The following is a 23763-nucleotide window of genomic DNA, read 5'->3' as shown; positions in this document are numbered from 1 at the left end:
CAAAAGGAGATTAATATGTCCAAGTTCATTCCAATCACAATAATACCACAGAATAATTCCAAAAATTCGTTGGGGTTCTCACTCTGTTATTTCGAAGAAGAAACTTATGGTGACGGTGCTTGCGCAGTGCAAACTGCCAAGAAAATACGAGATAGCCTCAAGGATGTCGGTATTCGTTTGCGTATTCCTACTACAAGGGGCTCTTTCGATCCGGAAGAGATTCTAAGGGTCTCGAAAATTGCCAAAGAAAATGGCGTTGGCATCTCGGTATTAGTTGATTATTCGCAACTCGGCATTCTGCGTCCTATGGCGCATCTGATTACAGAGGTGGAGGTCCCCGTTGATTTCCTTGTTCCCGAATTTGTCGAGAAAAAGAATCGCGACGCCTTTGCTCAGAATATTTCGTTTGAAGGTCTTTACCGCAAGATTGAATCACTGCGTCAAGTTAACGAGAAGTTGAGCGTCAAATTCAGGACGGTAGTGAGCGAAAACAACTACACCGAAATCTTGGCGGATTCTCTTCAAAGATTCAAGAACTGCCAGTGGAAAATTTTACGACAGGATGCTTCCGGAATGCAAAAAGCCTCTGACTTCAAGTTTTTCTCGTTTCTCCGTAATAACGTTATGGATACGACGCTCTCTGTACAGGTCAAGAATTCCACGAAAGAACGCAGCTTGGTCGTGTCTTCCAACGGGAGTATCAAGCAGACTGAAAATGTTGAATGTATGCCTTTGAAGGGGCATGCCGAAGTCTCGATGGATGATTTGTGTAGTTGGTTAGAGTTTTCTTCTGAAGACAAGGTACAAGACTGCGAAACAACTCAACTTGTATTCTCGATGAAGAAGATGTTTGGCCTCTTCACGGATGCTGATGCTTCTGATGAAATGTGGATTAATTCCATCCTTAATGGGTAGGATATGATTCCATAGCTACCTATAATGGAGGCTCTCATGAAAAACTCCTTCATCTACAATCCGCTTCACGTGCTGCTTGTGAGTAGTAATTTCTGCCGCAAGAACGAACCTCGCGATGCTTACGGGGCCAGCTGCCTTGCCGGCGCGTTCTGGAACAGTCCTGCCAATGCAGGCGATACGCTTGATGTGTTCACTAGCGATTTGAATCGCTTTCAGAAGATGAACGGCGATTTCAATATTGACTGGAATCTCGTTGCAAGCGAGGTTGTTACCAGGGTGCTCATTGGTGGGTACAATGTGGTCGCGTTCAGCGTGTTTGGCTGGTGCGAGAAGATGGTTGCACTCGCTGGCGCGGAACTTCGCCGACGCATTCCGGACATCTTCATTATGCTGGGGGGAGCCTCCATTTTTGGGAGTGAAGAGGAACTTCGCAGGCGTTTTCCGTTCGCGGATATGTTTACGCTCAGCTACGGCGAAAAGATATTCGCGAATTTACGCCACTATATCAACCAAGGTGTTTCACGTATGATGGATTTGCCCAAGTTTGGAGAACTTGAATCTCCGTATCTTTCGGGCGTCATCTCCCTTGGCGGTGGTGTTGATACCGTGCGGGCTGAAACTCGCCGCGGTTGCTCTTTCCGCTGTTCCTTCTGCAAGCATCGTGATACGCTCTCGGGCAAGGTGTATCGCATCGATAATTACGAGCGTCATCTCGATGAACTCAAGTTGTTCAAGGATCGCGGGGTGAAAAAGCTGAACGTTCTGGATCCGCTCTTCAATGATTACGAAGGCCACGGGGAACAGTACCTAAAGTTGATTCGCAAAGTCGATTTCGCAGGAAAAGTCACGCTGCAGATTCGCCCGGAACTGCTGACGGAACGCTTCATGGAAGAGGCTTCGCTGAATCCGAATGTGAGTTTCGAGATTGGCGTGCAGAGTCTTGATCCGGCTGTATTGAAAACTATTCAGCGTGGCGGTAACAAGACCGAGGCGCAACTTCGCGAAAAGCTGGATCGTTGCAGGGAGCTTGGGATCGCGACGATGGTCACCTTGATTTACGGGCTTCCGCTGCAGACTTATGATTCTTTTGCCCGCGATATTGGGATTGTCAAAAGCTATGGTGTCGGGAAGGTGGGAGCGTTCCCCTTGCAGGTTTACGAAGGGACGAAACTTGCCGAAGATATCGGGCAATATGGCCTTACCCTGAAAGAGGACGCCTTCGGTATTCCCGAAGTTGTTGACAATCCTTCGCACGATTTCGAGAAGATGCGGAGGCTTGCGGAAACCATCTAGAAAGATATTTTCCTAATGACCAAGTAAACCTCTCCCCGGCCCTTGCGTTCGGGGAGTTTTTTCTCGGACGAATATTTAAATTCGCCTAACATCCCTGAAAAAGATGTATATTCCCTAAAAGCAATGCAGTACGGAAAAATTGTAAAGGCGACATTCGTTTCTCGGCCAAACCGCTTTATAGCCCACGTGAACATCGAGGGGCAAAAGACCGTGGTTCATGTGAAAAATACGGGCCGATGCCGGGAACTTTTGTTACCCGGTGCGGTTGTTTACCTTGAACAGTCCACGAATCTCGCTCGCAAGACTCCTTATGACCTGATTGCGGTAGAGAAGGTTACGCCTAGAGGCACTGTTCTCGTAAACATGGACAGTCAGGCCCCCAACAAGGTGGCAGCAGAATGGATTAGAGCAAACAAGCGGCGTTTCCCAAAATTGCAGCTGGTTCGCCCTGAATACACCTTCGGGAACTCTCGGTTCGATTTCTACATCGAATTCGCGGGCCGCAAGATGTTTTTGGAAGTGAAGGGCGTCACCCTGGAGCACGACGGCTTTGCCACCTTTCCCGACGCCCCTACGGAAAGAGGAATTAAGCACCTGACAGAATTGACCCGCATAAAATCGGAACGTTTGGCCGCCGAAGATGGCACTTCCTACGAATGCGGCGTTCTGTTTCTCATTCAAATGAAGGGATGCAAGCGTTTTGGCCCCGACGACAATATCCATCCTGAATTCGGCAAGGCGCTTCGAAATGCCCAAAAGGCGGGTGTGGAAATTTTTGTGATTGACTGCAAGGTTGCACCGGACAGTCTCGTAGCCGACAAGCCTATTACGCTGATTTTGTAAAGTCTATTTAAAACCCAAATCTAGGTCTTTATATTAAAATATTTACATTAAAAACCTAATTTAGGGTCTTTAAAATTTAATTAAATTATTCGCAACTTCCTGAACGAGTTTCTTGGGGACGTCATTTGCCTTGGCTAGCTTCTTGAAGCCTGCGAGAGCATCTTGCACTTGCTCGAGGATGCGCTTGTGGCGCCCCTGTACGAGGCCGGCGCTTTTTGCCACCGCCTTGAAGTCGTCGAGGGTGAATTTTTCGCGTTTGCCGTTGAAGGTCATCTGGTGCGTTCCGGTCCAGCGGCCGACGGGGTTGTAGGCGTAGGTGACATCGAAGGCGGGGGCGAGCGACCAGTTGCCGCGCTTGTCCATCAAGAAGCCGATGTTTTTCGTGTGGTCGTCCTGGTTTCTCGCGCAAATGTTGAATACGGCCCTGCGGTACATCTGTTCGATGTCGGCGGTGGAAAGCCCGATTTGCCTTGCGATGGCGAAAGCCTGCTCGTAGCTGTACGCCCCTGCAATGTTGAAGTCGTAGTGCGCGATGGCCGTAAGCGACTGGTAGTGCAGTTTGCCGCCGTTCTCGGTGCGGTCGAAGCGGCGCGTCATGAAGTGCCTATGGTCGCCGTCTTCCAGCAGGCGGCATTCCGTCATTTCGATTTCCGCTTCTTTTGCGATTTGGCTGTAGGTGTATTCAAGTGCCCCGAAACCTGCCGGGTCGGCGTTTTCCTTGTCGCGGTTGTTCTCGATGTCGTCGAATTTTAGAAGCCAGTAGCCGTATCCTTCGGGGGCGCGGACTTGCCCCGAGAGCACGGTCCCCGTCGAATCGTCATAGGCGATGAGCACCTTTGCGCGGGCGCCTCCGGCAGATGTCCCGACACGGACAATCTGTTCGAACGCGTCTTTTTCGCGGAGCCTGACCTTCACTTTTTTGCGCTGGTCCAGGATGTTTGCCGCAAGGGTGCGAAGTCTTTCGATTTCGAGCGGTTCGCTCTTGACGGGGGCGGGACCGATGACGGGGTAAAACTCGAGTGCGCCCATGCCGCGCGAGCCGGTGTAGCAGAGCCGTTCGAGCGCGGTAAAGCTTTTAGGGTCCCTGCCGTTCTGGACAAGCCACTGGTCGATAATCTTGTTGCCGAACTTGTCGGGAATGGAATCGACGAAAAGCCCCGGCAGCCTATGGAAGGTGGCGGGAGAAAGGTCCGGAAAACGGTAAATGGCGCCGCTGCGTACGGGCATGGCGACCGGCGCGGGTTCTATGCCACTGCGGGCGAAGTCTGGAGCGTATTCGAACGAGGCGAATTCGTCGCCCTCTTTTTGGTAGAGCGCCCCGACAGTCGTTCCCCAGAGCTGCACCTCGACGGAGGTCATTTATCCTCTCCCCATACCCAGGGCGCATTGGCGGCAGCCTTCTTCTTGCGACCGGCACGTTTGCGCTGGGGCAGTTTTTGCGATTCGCGGAGGAGCATCATGGGGCTACGGCTATAATCGGGAACAATGTTAACAAGCGATTCTGCAAATCCAAATTGCAACAGAACCTTGACAAGGTGCGAGAGGCTTACGCTCTGGCCCATTTCGAGTCGCACTAATGTATTCTTGCCGACGCCCGCCTTTTCGGCGAGGGCTTCGCGCGAGAGGTCCAGGGCGACGCGGTGCGCACGGATGCGTTCGCCAAGCTCTTTGAGAGCGGTTTGTTCTGTAAGCGGTGTTGCCCTGTACATGTCGACCTCCTAGATATCTATCTTAAATATACTAAATTTCTGTCTATAAAACAACCCTATAATGGGTTTTTAATTCAGAAATTGTAGTTTTAAAACCCAATTTAGAGTCTATTTAAAATATCTTCCACAATCTGCTTGGGCGTGAGGCGGTTACGTTCCATGAGCTGCCCGTAGGGGACCTTGTCGTAGAATTCCTTCTTGAGGCCCTTTACGAGTACGCGCATGTTGCTGTTGCCGTAGAATCGGGCGATTTTTTCGCCGAAGCCGCCATCGACTACGCCGTTTTCGAGTGTCACGATCACCTGATGGTCGGTGCATAGTTCCGTGAGCGTTTCGGCATCGATGCCCGTTGCAAAACGCGGGTTGATGATGGTCGCATCGATTCCCTGTTTCGCAAGTTCCGCTGTGGCTTCTTCGGCGAGGGCGTAGTAGCTGCCGAGACCGATCAAGGCGACCTTGCTTCCGCGTTTATCTACTTTGTACGTGTTCAGCTTGGAGTAATCCTTGTCGAATGCTACACTCCGGTGTGCGACTCCGTTTGGAATGCGGATAGCCATTGGATGTTCCGTCTGTTCGATGGCGTAATCCATCATGGCGATGGCCTCTTCCACGCATGTCGGGCAGAGGTACACCAGATTTGGAATATTGCTCATCATCGGGATGTCGAAAATGCAGAGGTGCGTCGTATCGTTCATGCCATCGGCACCGGACATGGTAATGAGCAATGTGGCCGGGTTGTTGTTCGCGCAAAGGTCCTGCGAAAGCTGGTCATAGGTGCGTTGGATAAACGTGCCGTGAGTGCTGTAGATGGGTTTCGCGCCGCCCTTGGCAAGGCCCGAGGCGAGTGCAACGGCATGCTCTTCAGCGATGCCTACATCAATGAACTGCTTGCCTGCTTCCTTACGCTGGTCTGCAAAGAACCCGATACCTGCGGGCACCGCAGAGTGAATCACGACCACCTTCGGGTCCGCCTTGATTTTTTTCATCAGGTATTCGCCGAGAATGCCGCCATAAGATTCTCCGCTGCCCCAGTCCACTACGCCACTTGGGATATCAAAAGGCGCTGTCCAGTGGAAACCTTCCTTGGAATTTTCGGCAAAGCTGTAGCCCTTGCCCTTGAGCGTGTGGATGTGCACCACCACAGGCTTCGTGGAATCTTTCACTTGCTTGAACGCGGCGATGAGCGATTCGATGTCGTTACCTTGTTCTACATACAGGTAGTCAAAGCCGAGGCTCTTGAAGTAATTGTTTTCACTCTTGCCCTGCGTGGCGCGGAGTTCCGCGAGGCTTCCGTAAAGACCGCCGTGGTTTTCGGCGATGGACATCTCGTTATCGTTTACCACCACGATAAAGTTCGTCGCGTATTCGCCAGCGTTGTCGAGGCCTTCGAATGCTTCGCCGCCGCTGAGTGAACCGTCACCGATGACGGCGATGACGTTGCCCTTTTCACCCAGGACATCGCGGGCGGTTGCAAGTCCGAGTGCCAAGCTCACCGAAGTCGAAGTATGGCCAATCATAAATTGGTCGTGTTCGCTTTCGCAGGGTTCGGTATAGCCCGTAACGCTCCAATATTTGTCTGGATTCAGGAACGCCTCGGCGCGTCCGGTCAAAATTTTGTGCGTGTAACTCTGGTGAGATACATCGTAGACAATCTTGTCCTTGGGCGATTCAAAGACGTAATGCAATGCGATGGTGGCATCTACGAAGCCGAGGTTCGGTCCCAAGTGTCCACCACAATGTGAAATCTTGTTGATCAAGGCCGTGCGGATTTCGGCCGCGAGCGCCCTCAGGGTTTCCATGTCCATCTTTTTCACATCAGCAGGGGATGCAATCTTTTCCATCAGCATAAGGTACCGCCTTTTTTCTCTAAATATACAACAAAGGGAGGGGTTTCAGCCCTAAAATGGCGCATATTTTTGGTTCGTTTAGGAAACAGGGGGCGCCGCCGTTTTTACGAAAGTCCCCATTTAACTATATTTTACGTATATGGCTTTATGCATAGAATCTGATCATTTGGAAAAGGTCCAACGGATCCTTGCCCTCCATTTCGAGGGGATGGAAGTCTGGGCCCATGGTGCTCGTGTTTCGGGTGTGGATCTTACCCCCGATACGGAACTGGAACTGGTGGTGATTTCCGAAAAGCCTCTTTCTTTCGAGGTCATGACGGCCATTGAAAAGGCCTTTGTCGATAGCGGACTTCCTTTCCGCGTAGATATCATTGACTGGGCCAAGCTCCCTGAATCCCTCCAGAAGCAAATCAAGAAAGAACACGAAGTGGTTCAGTCCGCTGCGGAATCCTAGTATGAAAAGTCTTTTACCCCTTGTACTGGTCGCGGGTCTTGCGACCGCCTTGTTCGCCCAGGATGAAGTTGCCCAGGCGAAGTCCCTAATCCAGAACGGCAAGTGCGCCGAGGCGGTGGCTCCGCTCTCGAAGGTCTACAAGTCCAATTTCCGCAAGCCCGCAGGCGAAAAGGCCGCGGTCATGCTCACGGAATGCTACCTGCGCGAACACAAGCGTGACGACGCCCTTAAGCTTTCGTCGCGTTTCCTGGAATACTACGTGAATTCGGCCTACCGCGAACGCATGGAGCTTGCGAATGCCATTGTGACGGTCGAACAGGGGAACGTTTACGAAGGTGTAGAGGCCATGCTCCGCATTCTGGCCTACACCAAGAACCCCGCCGCTAAAAACCGTACCAAGGACGTGGCTATCCAGACGATAGCGGCTTCGCTCATGACGGCGGACCAGTTGCAGGCGCTGTTGGAAAAGTACCCGGTCGACAAGGATATCATTGGTTGGCTGCAGCTACAGATTGGCCGCGAATGCCAGAACTCCAAGCGTTACCGTGCCGCCCGCTACTGGTACAAGAAGGTGATTGCCGGAGGCGTTGCCGAAAATCTTTCGAGTACGGCCGAAAAGGGACTGGAATCCCTGGAGGGCCAGGGTGCTGGTATGCCTACGGTGCTGGTGCTTGCGCCCTTGTCGGGTGACTTTGCCGAATTCGGTGCCGCAGCCATTCAGGGGGTGATTCTCGCCCATGAAAAGGCTGGACTGAAGGGCAAGGTGAACCTGCGCGTGGCCGATACCCGTGCCGATGCCGCCCAGGCGCTTCTCCGTACCCAGCAGGCAATCAACCAGGATAGCGTGGTTGCCGTTGTGGGCCCCATCATGAGTGCGCCTGCCGCAACCGTTGCCGCATGGCTTGGCAGCAATTTCCAGAATATCCCGATGCTTACCCCGACAGCGACCGACGACGGTATCGCCAAGATGGGACCGAACATTTTCCAGGTGAACATCACCATGGACAACCTCGCGAAAAGCATTGCCGACTTTGCAACCAAGTGCCTTTCTATCCGCGAGTTCGCGGTGCTCAGCCCGTTGGGCGGTTACGGCGCCTCGATGTCGCAGAGCTTTACCTCGGCGGTGGAACGCCGTGGCGGAAGCGTTATCGCTTTCCGCAACTACGAAGAAGGCCGCCCCGACTACAAGACCGAATTTAGCCTGCTCCGCGACGTGCGCTTTAAGCAGCTGAACCGCCGCAGGAACATCGCCAAGGGCGCCTCCGACCTCGATGCGGTGAACGCGAAGGAACGCAAGTTCTATATGCAGGATTCCACGTTCGAGATTCCGGGCATCTTTATTCCGGCGACCAATCCGGGCGATGCGGGCCTTATGGCGGGCCAGGTGGCGTTCAACAAGATATCGGGCGTCCTGCTCGGTGCTTCGGGCTGGTACGGCCGCGAACTTCTGATTCAGGGCAAGCGCCAGGTGGACAGCTCGTATTTCAGCGTACCTGCCATGGACATGGACGGAGGCAACGAGAACCTGAAGAAGTTCGTGGGTGACTTCAAGGAACGCTGGGGCGATGAACCCGGTGAAGACAAGGTAAGTGGCCTCAGCTACGATGCGGCAAATATCGTTTTCAGTTCGCTTGCTAAAAAGCCGAACAGCCTGACGAACGCCATCAACAATACGGCGAATTTCCAGGGCGTGTACGGCGAAATCAAGTTCAAGCGCGGCATGAACACGAACACGAAGATCGTGACCGTGAACAAGGGCAAGTTCGAAACTGTCGAAGGCTGCCCTGCGAAGTAGAGCTTATTCGAAAGGGTTTAAAAAAAATTCCGCAGCACACCGCTGCGGAATTTTTTTGTTTCTAGGAGGAGAGAGTTTTTAAAAATTCAGTCTTCTTCGAGGGCGGGATTCCAGAGGCTTGCCGCGACGTAGTCGGGCGAGTCGCCGTTCCTGTAGTAGGCGTGGAGTTTCTCGTCGTCCAGAAGGTCGTCCAGGTTTCCGCCACCCGTGCTGTCCAGTTCCTCCTTGACCCGGGCCTTGAAAGCCTTGAATCCGGAATGGATCATGTAGAATGACAGGGCTGATGTTTTGTGGAAGAGCTTCATAGGGCCTCCGTTGCGAGAACTCGCGCTATGACTGGTGAAATGTTCTTTTACATGTTGATTAGTTGTTGATTTGTTGAAATATTGTTTATTACCTGTTGTAGTTATAGAATTTTTTTTGTGCTCATGCAATATGGTTCGCAAAAGGTTTCGAAAAAAACATAATTCCGTAATTTTGCGTTTTTTGGGCGTTTTTCAACGTTATCCTGAATTTTGAAACGGTATCGTTTTGAATGTCAACGAGTTACGAAAACGGTGCGTACGAAAAAATGCCCTTGAAACGGTCGCTGCCGATTATTCCAACTTGGAATAAAAAAGTTGAGGCCCTGCCCCCCTGTAGGTTCAATTTTTTATCCACGGGGATTCATTTGGCGATGTGGATAATGTGTTTATGGGGGACATTTATCCAAAACTTATCAACATAAGGGGCTTTCGCGGAGGCTATTTTTTCTATCTTTAGCCCGATGTTTTTGCGCGTATTTTTGATTTTTTCTGTTGCGGTTTCCGTCTTGTGGGCGGGCGAGAATCTTTCGCTCAAGCTGCCGGCGGAACAGAACGATTTGTGGGTGAAGGCGACGTCTGCGACGATGGCGCTTCGCTATGGAGATGCCCTGGAGCATGCGAAGAAGCTGCGTTCCGTAAACGAGGCGGCGGGCTGTGTTCTCGAAAATGTTGTACGTATCAGCGTCTATGACGACAAGGGCGATACGGCGGCCTTGCAGAAGGCGGGCCAGCTACTCGAGAAATGCGAGACCGAGGGCCTGTGGGATGCCCTGCGTCGGTTTGAAATCGGCTTTGTGCAGGGGGAAACCGGACATTCCGTGAAGGGTGCCATGACGACGCGTTCTGCGGCGAAGGCTTTCGAGGAATCCGAGGAACTCGAGGCGCGCGCTTTCTTTGCCATATACGCCTACTACATCGACAAGAGCTTCAGCTGGGTTCCGTTCAAGTCCGACAACCGCGAACTTTACCTTGCCACGCTCGACAGCGCTTCGAAAAAGTCCGAGCGTTTCTGGCCGCTGTTTCTCACGCCGCTTATTTGGATGCACTACGACAAGGAAGACTTTTCGACGGGTCTTAAGCTTGCCGAGCGCGGGCTTTCGCGCGCACCGGGGCACCCTGTGATGTTGCAGATAAAGGCGGATATGCTCTACCGCTTAAAGCGCTACGACGAGTCCGCGAAGATTTACGAGAAGAGTGCCGCCTCCTACCTGGAGCGCACCGGCAAGAGTATCCGCTACTGGTGTTCCGTGCTGAACCTGATCCGTATCTACAACGACAAGGGCGACAAGGAAAGGGCCGCGGCGTGGCGCAAGAAGCTTGACGACCCGAAATACGAGGCGCTCAGGGGCTGGATGCCGGGATCCCTGATGGACGACCTGAAGAAAAGGGATTTGCTCTAGTTTTTGCATCCTTTTTCTTTGTATTGAAAATTTTACATCAAAAAAGGCTCGTGGCTCCCTGAAAAAAGCGTGTTAATAATATGCACGTCTTTTTTTTGTGGAGGTACATTCATGGAGCCTTTGCGCATAGGCTTTTTCCTGGACGGCTATACGCTGAGAAAGGTGAACGAGTATTACCGGGTGCATCACCGGTTTCACTCGAGGCTCGACTTTAGGGGGCTGAAGTCCTGGGTGCAGATGCAGGCGCTCCGGTATTTTCAGAACGGGGTGGAGCGCGACCTGGAGCTGGAGTCCCATTACTACCACCCCTTCACGAACCCCCATATCCAGAAGCACGAAGGCGCTATCCGCTTTGAACATGAACTGGAATCGGCGGGGTATCGCGTTCACTTTAACCGCGTGGCTCCCGACGAACGCGGCGTTTCGCCGAACATGTCGCTGATGGAGGATGCGCTCCTGTTTGCGATATACCGAAAGCTCGACGGCGTGGTGCTGTTCAGTACGCAGGGGCAGTTTGCGCCGCTTCCCGATAGGCTTCGGATGATGGGCGTCCCGACGCTTCTCCTTGGCTGGGAGCTGGAGTACCCCAGGGCAAAAACCATGGTGCACTGGAAAACGGATTCCTGCCTCAGGGAGACTTGCGCCCATTACGTGGCGATGGAAAAGGTTGTCGATAAGAATCCGAATGCGAACAAGGGACCGCGTGGCTTTTTCTTTCAGTGTGAGCACCCGTTTTCGCGGGGGCGGCCGGCCAAGTGGCATGGCGGCACGTAGCGTAAAATGCAATTGATTTTGGCGAAGGCCCGATAGGCCTTTTGCCCGATGATCCTCGACCACAGGCGACGGTGGGCGGTCCGGCCTCAAACGGACTGCCTGCCGTTGTTCGTTAAGGGCGGTTGCGAGATTCGGGGCGAACCCCGTAGATTAGACGCGAGCGGTCGTCCGTGAGCAATAAACGCCTCGTATTAACGAGGCGTGTTTGCGAGAGTGAGTGCGTTCGTATTGCCTTGCGGCTATGAGCACGAACGGTCGTTATAGTTTGTCTGCTTGTTTCTTGTCCCACTTGGAGAGGAAGTACCACGTGGCACGGGCACCCAGGTACCAGACGTCGCCCGGATTGTCGGTTTGGTCTTCGCCGTAGTGGATGTTGAAGCTTTCCGTGTAAAGGTCGTTGTAGCGTACGAAGCGGAATCCGCCGTAGGCGCCAAGGGCGAGCCTTCCGACTTCGATGCGGAATTCCAGTTCGGTCGTGATGGTCGATGCGAGGTTGCTGTAGTAACGGTCGCGCACGAGTTCCGTGTGTTCTTCGTTACCCCTTTCTTCAAGCGTGAATTCGGATGCGAAATGGAAGTTGATGAGGCTGAAGCCGAAGCCCACGGCGGGAATCAGGTTGATGAAGGAATTTTCACCGAAGATTTTCCAGCCGAACATCCAGTCGGCGCCGCAGGAGAACCATTTCACGTCGTAGAGGGGGTAGTTCAGGGATGTAGGCGTTCCGTCGTTTTCGATGTTGTACACCGTGTAGCTGGAAGCCTTACGCTCGGAGGTCTGCACCGGCATGAAGTTGAGTTCGAACCAGGTCAGGAACTGCTTGTACTGGGCACCGATGTTGACGATCATCCCGAGGTAGTAGTCGTTGAACTTGCTGTAGCTGTAGTTACCCTTGTACCAGGTGTCTACGGTATCCGGTTCTGCTGTCGGATCGGTGGCGTTAGGAACGATGGCTTCGTGCTTGTGGCCGAAATTCCTGAAGGCTTCCTTGTTGACGTACTTGCTGAATTCCTTGCTCATGCCGCGGTAGTCCGCGCCAATGGAGATGAACCCGCGGACGTGGTCCTTTTCGTAGAACCCGTCTTCGCTGTCGGCGAATGCACCGGTGGTGAGTGTGAGCAGGCTAAGAGCCACGATGCTCAAAAAAGAGGCTATCTTTGTTTTCATAAAAGATTCCATTGCTTGTATTCGGCATATAAAATACATTATGTTTTGGGAATTTGGCAAAAAAAATTTTATAAGATGTTAAAAATCAACGATTTACGTGCTTTTTTAGGTTTCTAGAATGTGGATTTTTTGTGGAAATAGGGTCGTTCGGTGCTCCTTGTCGGTCGTCGGTCTTTTGGGCGCCATGGTCTTCTGGGCCTGTGGCGGGGATTCCGGGGGCAAAAGACAGGGCGAAAAAGCGGCGGTCTTGGAGGTTCAGTCGGAATCTTCCGAGACGGAATTTTGTAGGAACCTGTGGCTGGGGAAGCGTTTTGGCGAGTCCGTCGTAGAAATCCGTTCCATAGTGGGGCGCGACACCCTGATCAAGCGTTTTGTGCTGCGTCCGCGTGGCGCCGTGCTTGGGGATTCCTCGAAAAAGGCTACGGAAGGGGCTCTTCCCGAGGCTTTGCGCGGTTCGACGGTGCTGCGGGTGCCGCTTGAGCGCGTGGTGGCGCTTTCGTCGGCGCAGGTGGGCTACATGTTGCGACTTGGACTGCGGGACCGCATCGTCGGGGTGGGCGAAGGAAAATACCTCGTGGATAGCGCCCTTTATGCGCAGGTCGCGTCGGGACTTGTCGCGGAAGTCGGGAACGGCCCCTCGCTTTCGCTCGAAAAGATTGTGGCGCTTTCGCCCGGCCTTGTGATGGACTTTGCCACGGGGGGCGGTCTGGACGACTACGAACGGGTGAACGCCTTGGGACTTCCGCTGATGCTTACGTCGGAGTGGCAGGAACAGACGCCACTCGCGAAGGCCGAATGGATTAAGTTGTATGGAAAACTTTTCGGCGTGGAAGCGCTTGCCGACTCGATTTTTGAACAAAGTAAGGATGCGTATTTGAAGGCGTCTAACGGGGGCGTTGCGGGGGTGTCCCCCGCTAGAGAGGGTAGCGGCCCTTCGGCAGGCTCAGGGACCTTTGTCACGGAGCCAACGAAGGAAAGCGAGGGGGACTCTTCCCCCAACAAACCAGAAGTAGAGATTGCTTCGGCTCAAGATGACTCTCTCTCGTCTCTCGCCTCTCGTCTTTCGTCTAAACCTTGTCCTCGCGTTCTTGCGGGCATGAGCTACGGTGGGGTGTGGCATGCTCCGGGCGGCAACAGCTTGACGGCGACACTCATCAGGGATGCGGGGGGCTGCTACTTGTGGGCTTCGGATACGAGCCGCGAACTCCGTTTTACGCTCGAAGAAATCATAGCGATTGCCGATAGCGCCGATCTGTGGGTGAATCCGGGGATGTTCTCGACTCCAGAGGAATTGCTGATGGCCGAACCGCGCATCAAGTATATCCGGGCGTTCAGGGAAAAGCGCGTGTACCAGAACGACGGTCGCAAGGGGCCGGGCGGCGGAAACGACTTTTTCGAATCGGCGGTCGCCTTCCCTGCCGAATTGCTCCAGAATCTGCGTTCCTGTATACAGGATGCAACAAATGGGGCCGATTCTGTCCAGAAGGAATTTGACTGGTACCACAATATTTTTATCTTTTAGGATATGAAGACTCATACAGGTATTGGTGATTGGATTGCAGCCAACTATGAAATCGGGGTTCCTTTTTTACAGCAGGTCCCGAGGGAATGTGCCGACTATTTGCTGTTGAATGCCCAGATTCGTGAGTACGAGCCGGGTGAAGTCATTATCAATGGCGGTTCTATCGGTGATTCGTTCTGCGTGTTGCAGAGCGGACGCGCCCTTATTTGCGGCGAACTTCTGGCTGACGGTCACTACAATACGCTTGCGAATCTGGATGCAGGCACCTGTTTTGGCGAAATGTCCATTATCTGTAACGAGCCGACGAGCAATACCGTGATCGCGGGCGAAGACGGTGCCACGGTGCTTCACATTCCGCACGAGGAATTCGTGAAGTTCCTGGACAAGAACCCGAATATCATGGTGTACCTCTACAAGGTGGTTGCCGACCGCCTGCGCGCAAAGAACAAGGCTTTCGACGAATTCGAACGCCTGTCGCTTTTGGCCTCTGCCAAGGTGCTTCCGTTTATCGACTTTGCGCAGACGATGGAAAAGAGCCGCATCACCGGAACGGTCATGTTCGAGTGCAGCGGCGAAAAGGGATTTATCGCATTCCAGGAAGGCCGAATCTGCTGTGCCAAGTGTGGCAAACTGGCAGGGCCGGACGCTCTCGAAAAGATGCTGTCGTGGGGCGACGAGACGCTCTTCAAGCTCGACACGCACCTGATGCCGGACATTGTGAACATCAACCAGATGTCTGACACCACGAGCCTGATTCTGGATGCGCTCAGAAATATTGATGAAAAACAAAATGCCCGTTAAGGGCGAATAGATGCCCGCTAGGGCAAAGGATAAAAGATGAATTACGCAGACGCAGGAGTGTCCTTGGCACGCGCCGACGAGGCGATGGTCGGTGTCAAGAAATCCGTACGTACTACATTCAACCAGGGCGTTCTGGGCGACGTGGGCAACTTCGGTGGCCTCTTTACGCTGAACCACCTCGGCATGAAGGACCCTGTCCTCGTGAGCTCCGTTGACGGCGTGGGCACCAAGCTCAAGGTCGACATCGAAATGGGCACGCACGAACTCCCGGGTCAGGACATTGTGAACCACTGCTGCGATGACATTCTCGTTCAGGGCGCACGTCCGCTGTTCTTCCTGGACTACGTGGCTACCGGCCGCCTGGAACCGGGTGTGATGGACAAGCTCGTTGCCGGTATGGCCAAGGCCTGCCGCGAAAACGACCTCGTTCTGATCGGTGGCGAAACCGCTGAAATGCCGGGCTTCTACGGTCCGGGTGACTACGACATTTCCGGTACCATCGTGGGTGTCGTGGAACGCGAAAACATCATCGACGGCAAGAAGATCAAGCCGGGTACCATCATTCTCGGTCTCCCGTCTACCGGTTTGCATACAAACGGTTATTCGCTCGCCCGTAAGGTGCTCTTTGACGTGGCCGGCTACAAGGTCGACACCGTTGTCGACGGCATGGACAAGTCCATTGGCGAAGCTCTCGCCACTCCGCACCGCAGCTACTACCCGAGCCTTATCGATCTCTGCAACAAGAAGATTATCCAGGGCCTCGCCCACATCACGGGTTCGGGCTACCAGGGCAACATTCCGCGTATCTTGCCGGACGATGTCGACGTGATTATCGACCGCACCACGTGGGATCCTCCGATGATCTTCAAGCTCATCCAGCAGGCCGGCTCCGTGGAAAAGGACGAAATGTACTCGACCTTCAACATGGGCATGGGCATGCTTATCTTCATCGACCCGGCTGACAAGGCCGAAGTCACCGCTCACCTCGAAGCCAAGGGCGAAAAGTGGGTGCAGATCGGCGAAGTCGTGAAGGGCACCAAGCAGGTGAAGTTCCGCGACTAATTGCGCAATTAGGAGTTACTAGATACTAGTTATTAGTTACTAGGGCGCCTTTGGCGTGATTAGATTAAACTTATACTAGTAACTTTAAACTAGTAACTAAAAAAGGCCGCTCCGCGGCCTTTTTGTGTACATATAGAGAATTGGAATAAGCCATCACGGCATGCTAACGAATCGTTACAACCAGGTTCTTTTAATACTGCTATATTTTTATCAAGTGAATGTGTGCATTCATATTTCTTACAATCACCATCCATACAATGCTCAATGTGATATGACTTATAAATATTCGCACCGGATATTATAAAAAAAAGCCAATGGAGTCGACTGGTCCTGTTTGGTAGGCTCTTAGAACAAGCCATCAAGACAATAAAAAAAGCACAGAAAACAATGCGAATAAAAGACATTCTACCTCGCCCTCAAAACTAAATTTGACGGTAAATATTTCGACTTGATAGTAGTCTTATTGATGCAATCAACCATCATTTATAAATAAACTACCTACAAACACCTCTATTTTCTCTGAATACACTTTTCATCTGACTGCTTGTCAAAAAAATCAATGATAAATTTTATTGTCATGGTATCGTTACAATCAGGTTCTTTCAACACCTCTATTTTCTCTGAATCAAGCGAACCAGAGCATTCGTATGCTGAAAATACATCTATGGAATACGCCTTTACATAAGAATCACCATGATTCGCTCCTGTTACGGTAATAGAATATGAAGTTTTAAAAATTTCAATTTGAAAGGTTCCAAACGTTTCCCAAAATTTACTCAAAAAACGAGTTTCATCTATTTTACAATCTTTTTCTATATATGTTTCATCTATAACATTTTTTTGAATAGAATCATATTCTCTTAATAATTCTGCAAATTCCTCCGTGCATAAATAATCATAATCTCCAGGATTCGTATAATCATCCCCAGTTAAGTCGCAATGATACACCTCATGAAATGGTCCCGTTCGGATCGGTTCGTCGGAGCAAGCCATCAAGACAATAAAAAAAACACAGAAAACATACCGAATAAAAGGCATATTACCTCGCCCTCAAAACTAAATTCGACGGTAAATATTTTGACTTGATAGTAGCCTTATTGATGCAATCAACCATCATTTATAAATAAACTACCTACAAACACCTCTATTTTCTCTGAATACACTTTTCATCTGACTGCTTGTCAAAAAAATCAATGATAAATTTTATTGTCATGGTATCGTTACAATCAGGTTCTTTCAACACCTGTATTATCTCTGAATCAAGCGAACCAGTGCATTCGTATGTTGAAAACACATCTATGGAATACCACTTTACATAAGAATCACCATGATTCGCTCCTGTTACTGTAATAGAATATGAAGTTTTAAAAATTTCAATTTGAAAGGTTTCAAATGTTTTCCAAAATTTACTTAAAAAACGAGTTTCATCTATTTTACAATCTTTTTCTATATATGTTTCATTTGCAATAATTTTACTAATAGAATCTAATATTCTTCTTGATTCAGCAACATCCTCTGTGCAAAAATGATCATAATCAGCACGATTCATGAAATCATATCCAATTAAGTCGCAATGATACACCTCATGAAATGGGCCCGTTCGGATCGGTTCGTCAGAGCATGCCATCAAGACAATCAAAAAAGCACAGAAAACATACCGAATAAATGACATATTACCTCGCCCTCAAAATCAAATTTGACGGTAAATATTTCGACTTGATAGTAGTCTTATTGATTCTTTCACCATTATTTAATACACCCAACACAGTCCACTCCCCCTTTCCCTTGCGCTCTGCAAACATTATTCCGTTATAGGTACTCCTGTTCGATTCCGATATGTCCGGTAAGACATCCTGAATACTGTAGTATACACCCCTTGCAGGGACGATGACCCGCTGTTTCAAGTCGCCATCCGTTCTTTCAAAGCATTGAACATCTTTGAGATTTGTAATTACCCATACAAATTCATGCCTTAAATCAATGGAGTAACGCATTGATATGGGAAGGACATATGAATTGGAATCTGAGTTCTGAATTTTTTTTAGATTGACAGTTTGCCTATTGACCCATATCGATTTAACTGAATAGTCGGCACGCTTTCCATTCTGATTGGCTCCAACCTCTGTCCAACTACCTAGACGATGAATTGGTTGATTCCCAATCCAGAGATCTGCCTTGTCATCAAAATAGCTTCCCTGAATTTTTCCAATTTCGTTACTTCCATTTATTACCCATAGAAGATTGTTGTCCGAGGGTTGGTCAAAAAGCCAGAGTGTCTTCCCGAAATAGACGATGGTTCGGTAATTCTCAAAGGGTTCAACCCGTACGTTCTCATGAGTTAGAGGATCACTGAATTCACTCCCTAAAGTCTTTTGGTATACGGTATACCCTAGCAAACCATCTTCTCTTAACGAGTCGACTAACTTGGCTTCAGAACCGCCAGCCCCCATCACGCCATAATCAGCAAGTTTATTCGAAACTAATCCCAAAAGACCGTATGTATTGAATCCGGTATAATGCCCTGTGTAATTTTCTGCACGACTGGCCAGGGTTGAATAATTAAGGGATTGATTGCCAGCCCCATCGCTATATTCCGAGTAATTTGGCCGCATCAGTACGTTATGGTCCTTGTATCCATGGGTATTGCCATCTACACCAAACCCGGCATACCCCATATCGCGGACGATATGCCCATCCCTCGTAGAGGACAGAGTAAAACTTACGTTGTCCTGCTGATCATGAGCCTGGCCATTTTTCCACAGGTCTCCATTTTCGGCAACAAGGGTAATGGAATAGTCTTTGCCCTCTTGATCCCGGTAGTTTATAATAGCCGCATCGTCCTCATACGCTCCTGAAACACCGTCGGCTTCATTCAAGTCGTCCAAGGCTTTATAATTCCATTCTGAATAGCCTAAAGCAACCAGAGGAGATCCGGCCAGGGGATTTCCATATTTTTTTGAGTTTTCTATGAAAACTCGATAATACATATCCTGGATTTCCATTTCAGAAGGAATAGGTTTATTTTGGCTTTGATAGTTTTGAACTAAATCGTTTCGATACCCCAAATACGATGTCGTGTCTTCCATTAGATATTTCCGAGCCATCTGGAAAAATTTCACATCGTTTGTCAGTGTTCCCCATACCGCATATTCGGGGGTGTAGGTACATCCGTCATCTATTTCTACGGGGACCCGAATAATGTATTTTTCCTCTTTCTTGGCGCGGATGTTGCGGGCCATTTTCATCAGATGATACCCAGACCTTTTAAACTTGGTTGGGAGTTTAAAAGATTCCCTCTTTTGCGCATGAGCCTTTTTCAACGCTACCATCAGATAGGGAACATCCTCGTTTATATACTGCAAATAACCCATGCCTTCGGAAAAGCCGCCCTTATCGCCATAATGGGTTTCCATCCCAATCTTCATCCGTTCAAGGTGGGTTGATGTTCCCCAATAGACATATTCATACAGTGCCATAGCTGCCTCGGCCTTGATTGCGATATTATTGTAAAGCATCAGCGGCCCCATCATTTCCATCATTACGGACAAGCTTTTATATGTTTGGTTAAACCATGTCTTCAAATTTTCCCGTAAGGTTTTGTCATAGTAGGCGAGTAATGCTACACGAGCTAGTACATCTGTCGTTTTTAGAATGAGTTCATCTCGATTTTTCTTGAATGCAGATAGGTACGCATCGTCTTCTTGAACACACTGCGTAAGCATCTTGAGTAAGTCCAGACGGCAGTTTAGGTTGTCCTGCTTATTTTCAACTATTCCGAAACCTTCGAAAATATTTCGGCACATCCGTTCGGCCGAAGAATGCCCCGTAAACAAAGCCTTTGTTTCATTGTAAAATGTTGCCAAGGTGTTCGAGTTTATTGCTCCATAACAGTCGTTTACCATTCTCACCATGTCGAAGGCGTATTTTGTCAATGCCGTAGAGACTGCCATCAGGTTCATTATATAATAGGAACTGTCTAGGTTCTTATCGCCCAGATAGATCCTTCCGTCCGCGTAAAAACGGTTCTCTACATCGGCATTCATCTTTCGATTCACCAATTCGGATAGCATAATGTCTAGATTTTTCCGTGTGTAATCTAGCCGTGTCATATCGGACATATCGTCGTCAATGATGTTCAGGGGTTGCGTTGAGGTAATTTTAAGAACGTCAAACAAGGCCGGATTGAAACTTTTGTAATTGCCATCAGGCATTATACCTTCCGGAAGGTCCCAGTTATCTGTCGAAAAGCCTCCTAGGTCATCATTGAAAAGTTTGTTCCATACTGCGGGATCGAATACGTTACAGCCGACGTCTTCTAGCCATCTGTAGGCGCTTTCCAACTTGTCATTTACATACTGTATGCCGTCAACAATTGTTTCACCGATGGAAGCCACTCCGTCTACCACGGCCTCGCCAGAATCGAATGGTCCATCAAGATATTTTTTGCCAATTTTGGCAACTGCATCCCAAAAATCACAAAAAGAGTTTGTCTGAAAATAGATAAAGCCATTTACGACACTATCCGGTCGAATCTGTTCAACAAAGCCATTTTGCTCATGGTATATGGTAATCTCATTTAGTTTGACTCGATTAATCTCCAACGGGAGAACTACGGTTACCTTCTTGTTGCTCGAAAGGTTTGCATGAATGTCATATATGCGCCCGACATGATGGAGACTTTTAGTCTGTTCAAGCGCGGGGCCGTTCAATGTCGATTTTGCGATATAAACGGGCGGTTCTCCATCAATAAAATCGTCAGTGGAATACTTTAACCGTACTGTTCCCCGTCTTGCCCCAGTGAAACCGTACTCGCAATAAACAGAATCCTGCCCCTGATTGTAGGATATTTGCCTGGTGACAGTAAAATCTTGCGGTTCCCTGTATTCTGCCCACCATTTTATGGAAAACTTGCGTACTGACGGAAACGATACCTGAAAGGTCGCCGGTAAAAAGGAGCGGCGACTTAAAGGAAGCGCCAGAGAAAACCCATTGATTTTTAGCGACTCCCTACCGATATAGACATATCCATCCAGAGGTTTACCATCTTTCGACTCTATCTGCACAAAAAGGGTATTGTGTTTCCAGCTGGGATAATCGGATATCCTTACATTTTGGTTTGCGGACTCAAAAATGGATTCGCTGTTTATCGCTCCCAAATCCGAATAAGCCGCATACGCAGTTTCAACATCGCCATTACTACCAAAGATTGTTGACGTGTAAATGGAGAGCTCTCGGCATTGGCTTGTTACAACAGAATAGTCTAGCCACCACTGCAATGTTACATATTTAGCGGAATTCCCCAAATATCTTAGAAATATATTCTCACCATCATAGTAAAAATCAACCTGTTGATAGTATCCCACCAATGTATGCAAGCAGTTTTCTTTGACAAGAAAGCCTTCAAGAAACTCGCCCCCGGAAGACTGTATTCCGAGAACTACACGATTGTACCCCCACTGCGAGGGAAAATCTTCTATCTGAACGACATCCCCTGGTTCTAGTTTCGTGTAGACAGGTTCGTTGAATGGCAGCAAAAGAGACTTTGCATTGACCAAAATCGCGAAGATGAAAACAGCCCATATAATTTTTTTCATCTTTGCCCCTACATATTAGCGCAATATAGTCATTGCATCAATATGGCAGACCATACTCGAACCTTCCCCCGCATAACGGTAGCACAGATTTCTTCCGTATGGACCTGGTGTTGTAAGGTTTTGAGAGAGGTAAGGGCTCTTGAAGATAACGGACAAGCTCGCGTTTGTTGCGAAGGCGGTTTGTGTTAAAGCCTGGATAGCATTATAGTTTAGCTCGTTTGAGTTTATGATATACCTTAGCTGAACGCTGTGTTCATTTCCTATTGTGAAAAAGATGTCGGCAAAATCAATGAAATAGTAATTCGTGTGACCATCGACGGATTGCAACAAGCCAAAATTAAAATTACTGGAAATAGCCTTGCAGGATGTCTCTGGAATTCCATATTTATCTGTTTTGCCATCGTTACAATAGAATTCGCCCGCAAGGGAAGTCCCCAAAAAAACGAAAATGAAGAAAATGATGTTTTTCATATAATGCACCTTTATTGACAAGTAATTTAGCATAAAAACGATTTTTGAGTGTGTAATTTTATTGTAACATTCTGCTTGTGTACATCTAGAGAACATTTAATGAATTTGTAACCTGTTTTTACTTTGAAATTCACGCGAGAGAATTTATTTTTAAGTTGTAAATTGCCAAGGTTTGGGTTGGCGCAAAAAAAGAGGCTTTATGAAAAATAGACTGTTCAAGACGATGGTTGCCGTGGGTGCGTTTGCGATGATCTGCGCATGCGGCGACGATTCCGCATCGAATTCGACGAATGACCAGGGGGAATCCTCTGCCAGTGTCGAACCTGGCGTTGATACGGCAAGTTCGGATTCCAATGCAGGCTCGTCTGCGGGTACGGCTCCGGAAGCGGGGCCTTGCGGCGAAGTTTTGACGACTGCGGATGCGCATCTCTTTGATACTGGAAACGGCTACTGGGTGATTTATGCCGATGGAAACGTTACCGATGCCGCAGGAAATCAGGTTGCAACCTTTGCCGAAGGCGTCATTATGACGGCGGATGGCACGCCTGTGTTCAACGGTGTGGATCTGAACGCCCTTACCGCCTGTAAGGCGAATGCCACGGTCGATCCCGGTACGGGCGAGGTGATTGTCATGAGTTCTGCTTCCACCAATCCGGAAGATCCGAACAATCCGACTTCTTCGGCTGGCGAGGGCCCAGTCGATCCGAACTCCAGCGCAGATTCGAATCCGGCGGAAAGCAGCGCGAGCAACCCGGACCCTGAACTCGGTCCCGACGGTTTCCCGACTCTCGAATCTTACGGAGCACCTTCTCCGGAATACACCAAGGATATTCTGAGCAACGGCAACAAGGGCTGGAACAGCCGCTACTGGGATGCCTGTAAGCCGCACTGCTCCTGGATTAGCAACGGTGAAGAAGGCAAGACCGATACCACGACGCAGGAATCTTACGAGAAGGGCATGACGACTGCCCGTAACTGCAACATTCACGATGTCGAAGTTCCGACGTTTACGCTCGGTCACGCCGTTCAGCAGTACTGGTTTGGTTACGAAGGCACGAACAGTGCTTGTGGCGAAGCCAAGGAAAAGGGCGTATTCACTTGTACGGACATGGCGCCTATCGCCGTGAACGATTCGCTCTCTTACGCCTACGTGGCAGGCCCCGGTTCCCAGACGACTTGCGGTAAGTGCTTCCACCTGCAGTATGACGGAAGCTTCAAGGACGCTAGCGGTAACAATGCTCCGAAGGCAACGCATAAGGCGCTCAAGGGCAAGCACATTGTCGTGATGACATCAAACATCGGTCACGACGTGGAAAACGGCCAGTTCGACCTGATGGTTCCGGGTGGTGGCGTGGGCGCCTTCGATGCCCTCTCGACCCAGGTGAATGGAGCGAGTATCAACTGGGGCGCGGGTTTTGGCGGATTCCTTACCGAATGCCAGAGCAAGCTCGGTTACGACAATACGCTTGAAAAGTATCAGGAATGCGTGAGGGACATGTGCGATGCCGCATTCGGCAGCGCAGGGTTCCCCAACTTGCTGCGCGGTTGCCACTGGTTTGCGGACTGGTACATGGCGGCGGACAACCCGACCTACCACTGGGAAGAAGTGGAATGCCCGCAGTACCTGCTTGACCACTACCTGACAAGAATCAACACGACCAAGAGCAACAACTATGCATGGCACACCGACTGGTCCACGTACAAGGCCGGCGATGAACTGGAAACTCTCGATTGCACCGAAAAGGGCTGTGACTGCACGGAAGAAATGGCTGCCAAGGGCGCCTGCAAGCGCTAGTCGATAGAATTTCTTGGAT

20 protein-coding genes are annotated in these 23763 nt (G+C 50.0%); 11 read left to right on the top strand and 9 right to left on the bottom strand.

Annotation, left to right across the window (positions count from 1 at the left end; translation table 11 throughout):
* Window positions 1-15: 15 nt before the first annotated feature.
* The 3 genes from Q0W37_RS10300 (at window position 16) to sfsA (ending at window position 3051) form a co-directional block, all read left to right on the top strand.
* Window positions 16-915: a hypothetical protein gene (locus Q0W37_RS10300; protein WP_297701310.1), complete on the top strand. Its 900-nt coding sequence runs from the start codon at window positions 16-18 to the stop codon at window positions 913-915.
* A 36-nt stretch (window positions 916-951) separates the two neighbouring features.
* Window positions 952-2208 (top strand): radical SAM protein, encoded by a 1257-nt coding sequence (locus tag Q0W37_RS10295; protein ID WP_297701308.1) that lies wholly within the window; start codon window positions 952-954, stop codon window positions 2206-2208.
* Between the two features lie 123 nt (window positions 2209-2331).
* Window positions 2332-3051, top strand: a complete 720-nt coding sequence (gene sfsA, locus Q0W37_RS10290) for a DNA/RNA nuclease SfsA (RefSeq protein WP_297701306.1) — start codon at window positions 2332-2334, stop codon at window positions 3049-3051.
* A 69-nt stretch (window positions 3052-3120) separates the two neighbouring features.
* Here the strand turns inward: sfsA and Q0W37_RS10285 are convergent, their stop codons facing one another.
* The 3 genes from Q0W37_RS10285 to Q0W37_RS10275 form a co-directional block, all read right to left on the bottom strand.
* A complete protein-coding gene (locus tag Q0W37_RS10285) occupies window positions 3121-4410 on the bottom strand; it encodes a type II toxin-antitoxin system HipA family toxin (protein WP_297701304.1) in 1290 nt (429 codons plus the stop codon).
* Window positions 4407-4760, bottom strand: a complete 354-nt coding sequence (locus Q0W37_RS10280) for a helix-turn-helix transcriptional regulator (RefSeq protein WP_297701302.1) — start codon at window positions 4758-4760, stop codon at window positions 4407-4409. The genes Q0W37_RS10285 and Q0W37_RS10280 overlap by 4 nt, the downstream gene beginning before the upstream one ends.
* Window positions 4761-4861: 101 nt before the next feature.
* Window positions 4862-6607: a 1-deoxy-D-xylulose-5-phosphate synthase gene (locus Q0W37_RS10275; protein WP_297701300.1), complete on the bottom strand. Its 1746-nt coding sequence runs from the start codon at window positions 6605-6607 to the stop codon at window positions 4862-4864.
* Window positions 6608-6746: 139 nt separating this feature from the next.
* Here Q0W37_RS10275 and Q0W37_RS10270 point away from each other — a divergent pair, with 139 nt between their 5' ends.
* On the top strand, window positions 6747-7061 hold the full coding sequence (locus Q0W37_RS10270) for a nucleotidyltransferase domain-containing protein (RefSeq protein WP_297701298.1): 315 nt from the start codon (window positions 6747-6749) through the stop codon (window positions 7059-7061).
* Window position 7062: 1 nt separating this feature from the next.
* A complete protein-coding gene (locus Q0W37_RS10265) occupies window positions 7063-8856 on the top strand; it encodes a penicillin-binding protein activator (RefSeq protein WP_297701297.1) in 1794 nt (597 codons plus the stop codon).
* 86 nt (window positions 8857-8942) lie between these two features.
* On the opposite strand, the gene Q0W37_RS10260 is transcribed toward Q0W37_RS10265, so the two are convergent.
* The gene (locus Q0W37_RS10260; protein WP_297701295.1) at window positions 8943-9161 is read right to left on the bottom strand and encodes a hypothetical protein; all 219 of its coding nucleotides are present in this window, start codon (window positions 9159-9161) and stop codon (window positions 8943-8945) included.
* A gap of 479 nt (window positions 9162-9640) precedes the next feature.
* Here Q0W37_RS10260 and Q0W37_RS10255 point away from each other — a divergent pair, with 479 nt between their 5' ends.
* Entirely contained in the window at window positions 9641-10561 is a 921-nt protein-coding gene (locus Q0W37_RS10255) for a hypothetical protein (RefSeq protein ID WP_297701293.1), read from the top strand.
* A gap of 111 nt (window positions 10562-10672) precedes the next feature.
* Window positions 10673-11335 carry an NYN domain-containing protein gene (locus Q0W37_RS10250; RefSeq protein WP_297701291.1) on the top strand — a complete coding sequence of 221 codons (663 nt, stop codon included), beginning with the start codon at window positions 10673-10675 and terminating at the stop codon, window positions 11333-11335.
* Window positions 11336-11593: 258 nt separating this feature from the next.
* Here Q0W37_RS10250 and Q0W37_RS10245 read toward each other — a convergent pair whose 3' ends face one another.
* Window positions 11594-12499: a hypothetical protein gene (locus Q0W37_RS10245; RefSeq protein ID WP_297701290.1), complete on the bottom strand. Its 906-nt coding sequence runs from the start codon at window positions 12497-12499 to the stop codon at window positions 11594-11596.
* A gap of 118 nt (window positions 12500-12617) precedes the next feature.
* Here Q0W37_RS10245 and Q0W37_RS10240 point away from each other — a divergent pair, with 118 nt between their 5' ends.
* The 3 genes from Q0W37_RS10240 to purM are packed head-to-tail and all read left to right on the top strand — an operon-like array spanning window position 12618 to window position 15884.
* Window positions 12618-14021, top strand: coding sequence for an ABC transporter substrate-binding protein (locus Q0W37_RS10240; protein WP_297701288.1), 1404 nt, complete (start codon window positions 12618-12620; stop codon window positions 14019-14021).
* A gap of 3 nt (window positions 14022-14024) precedes the next feature.
* The gene (locus tag Q0W37_RS10235) at window positions 14025-14822 is read left to right on the top strand and encodes a cyclic nucleotide-binding domain-containing protein (RefSeq protein ID WP_297701286.1); all 798 of its coding nucleotides are present in this window, start codon (window positions 14025-14027) and stop codon (window positions 14820-14822) included.
* Window positions 14823-14858: 36 nt separating this feature from the next.
* Window positions 14859-15884 carry a phosphoribosylformylglycinamidine cyclo-ligase gene (purM, locus tag Q0W37_RS10230; protein ID WP_297701284.1) on the top strand — a complete coding sequence of 342 codons (1026 nt, stop codon included), beginning with the start codon at window positions 14859-14861 and terminating at the stop codon, window positions 15882-15884.
* A gap of 510 nt (window positions 15885-16394) precedes the next feature.
* On the opposite strand, the gene Q0W37_RS10225 is transcribed toward purM, so the two are convergent.
* The 4 genes from Q0W37_RS10225 to Q0W37_RS10210 all read right to left on the bottom strand — a co-directional run bounded on the left by Q0W37_RS10225 (window position 16395) and on the right by Q0W37_RS10210 (window position 21949).
* On the bottom strand, window positions 16395-16922 hold the full coding sequence (locus Q0W37_RS10225) for a hypothetical protein (RefSeq protein ID WP_297701282.1): 528 nt from the start codon (window positions 16920-16922) through the stop codon (window positions 16395-16397).
* Window positions 16923-17028: 106 nt separating this feature from the next.
* A complete protein-coding gene (locus tag Q0W37_RS10220; RefSeq protein ID WP_297701280.1) occupies window positions 17029-17433 on the bottom strand; it encodes a hypothetical protein in 405 nt (134 codons plus the stop codon).
* Window positions 17434-17557: 124 nt separating this feature from the next.
* Complete coding sequence (locus Q0W37_RS10215) at window positions 17558-21478, bottom strand: hypothetical protein (protein WP_297701278.1); 3921 nt, start codon at window positions 21476-21478, stop codon at window positions 17558-17560.
* A gap of 15 nt (window positions 21479-21493) precedes the next feature.
* Complete coding sequence (locus tag Q0W37_RS10210) at window positions 21494-21949, bottom strand: hypothetical protein (protein ID WP_297701276.1); 456 nt, start codon at window positions 21947-21949, stop codon at window positions 21494-21496.
* A gap of 199 nt (window positions 21950-22148) precedes the next feature.
* On the opposite strand from Q0W37_RS10210, the gene Q0W37_RS10205 reads away from it, so the two are divergent.
* Window positions 22149-23744, top strand: coding sequence for a glycosyl hydrolase family 5 (locus Q0W37_RS10205; protein WP_297701274.1), 1596 nt, complete (start codon window positions 22149-22151; stop codon window positions 23742-23744).
* Window positions 23745-23763 lie beyond the last annotated feature (19 nt).

The organism is uncultured Fibrobacter sp., assembly GCF_947166265.1.
Classification (GTDB): domain Bacteria; phylum Fibrobacterota; class Fibrobacteria; order Fibrobacterales; family Fibrobacteraceae; genus Fibrobacter.
The sequence above is the reverse complement of the archived record's forward strand: the minus strand, read 5'-3'. Positions and strand labels throughout refer to the sequence as shown.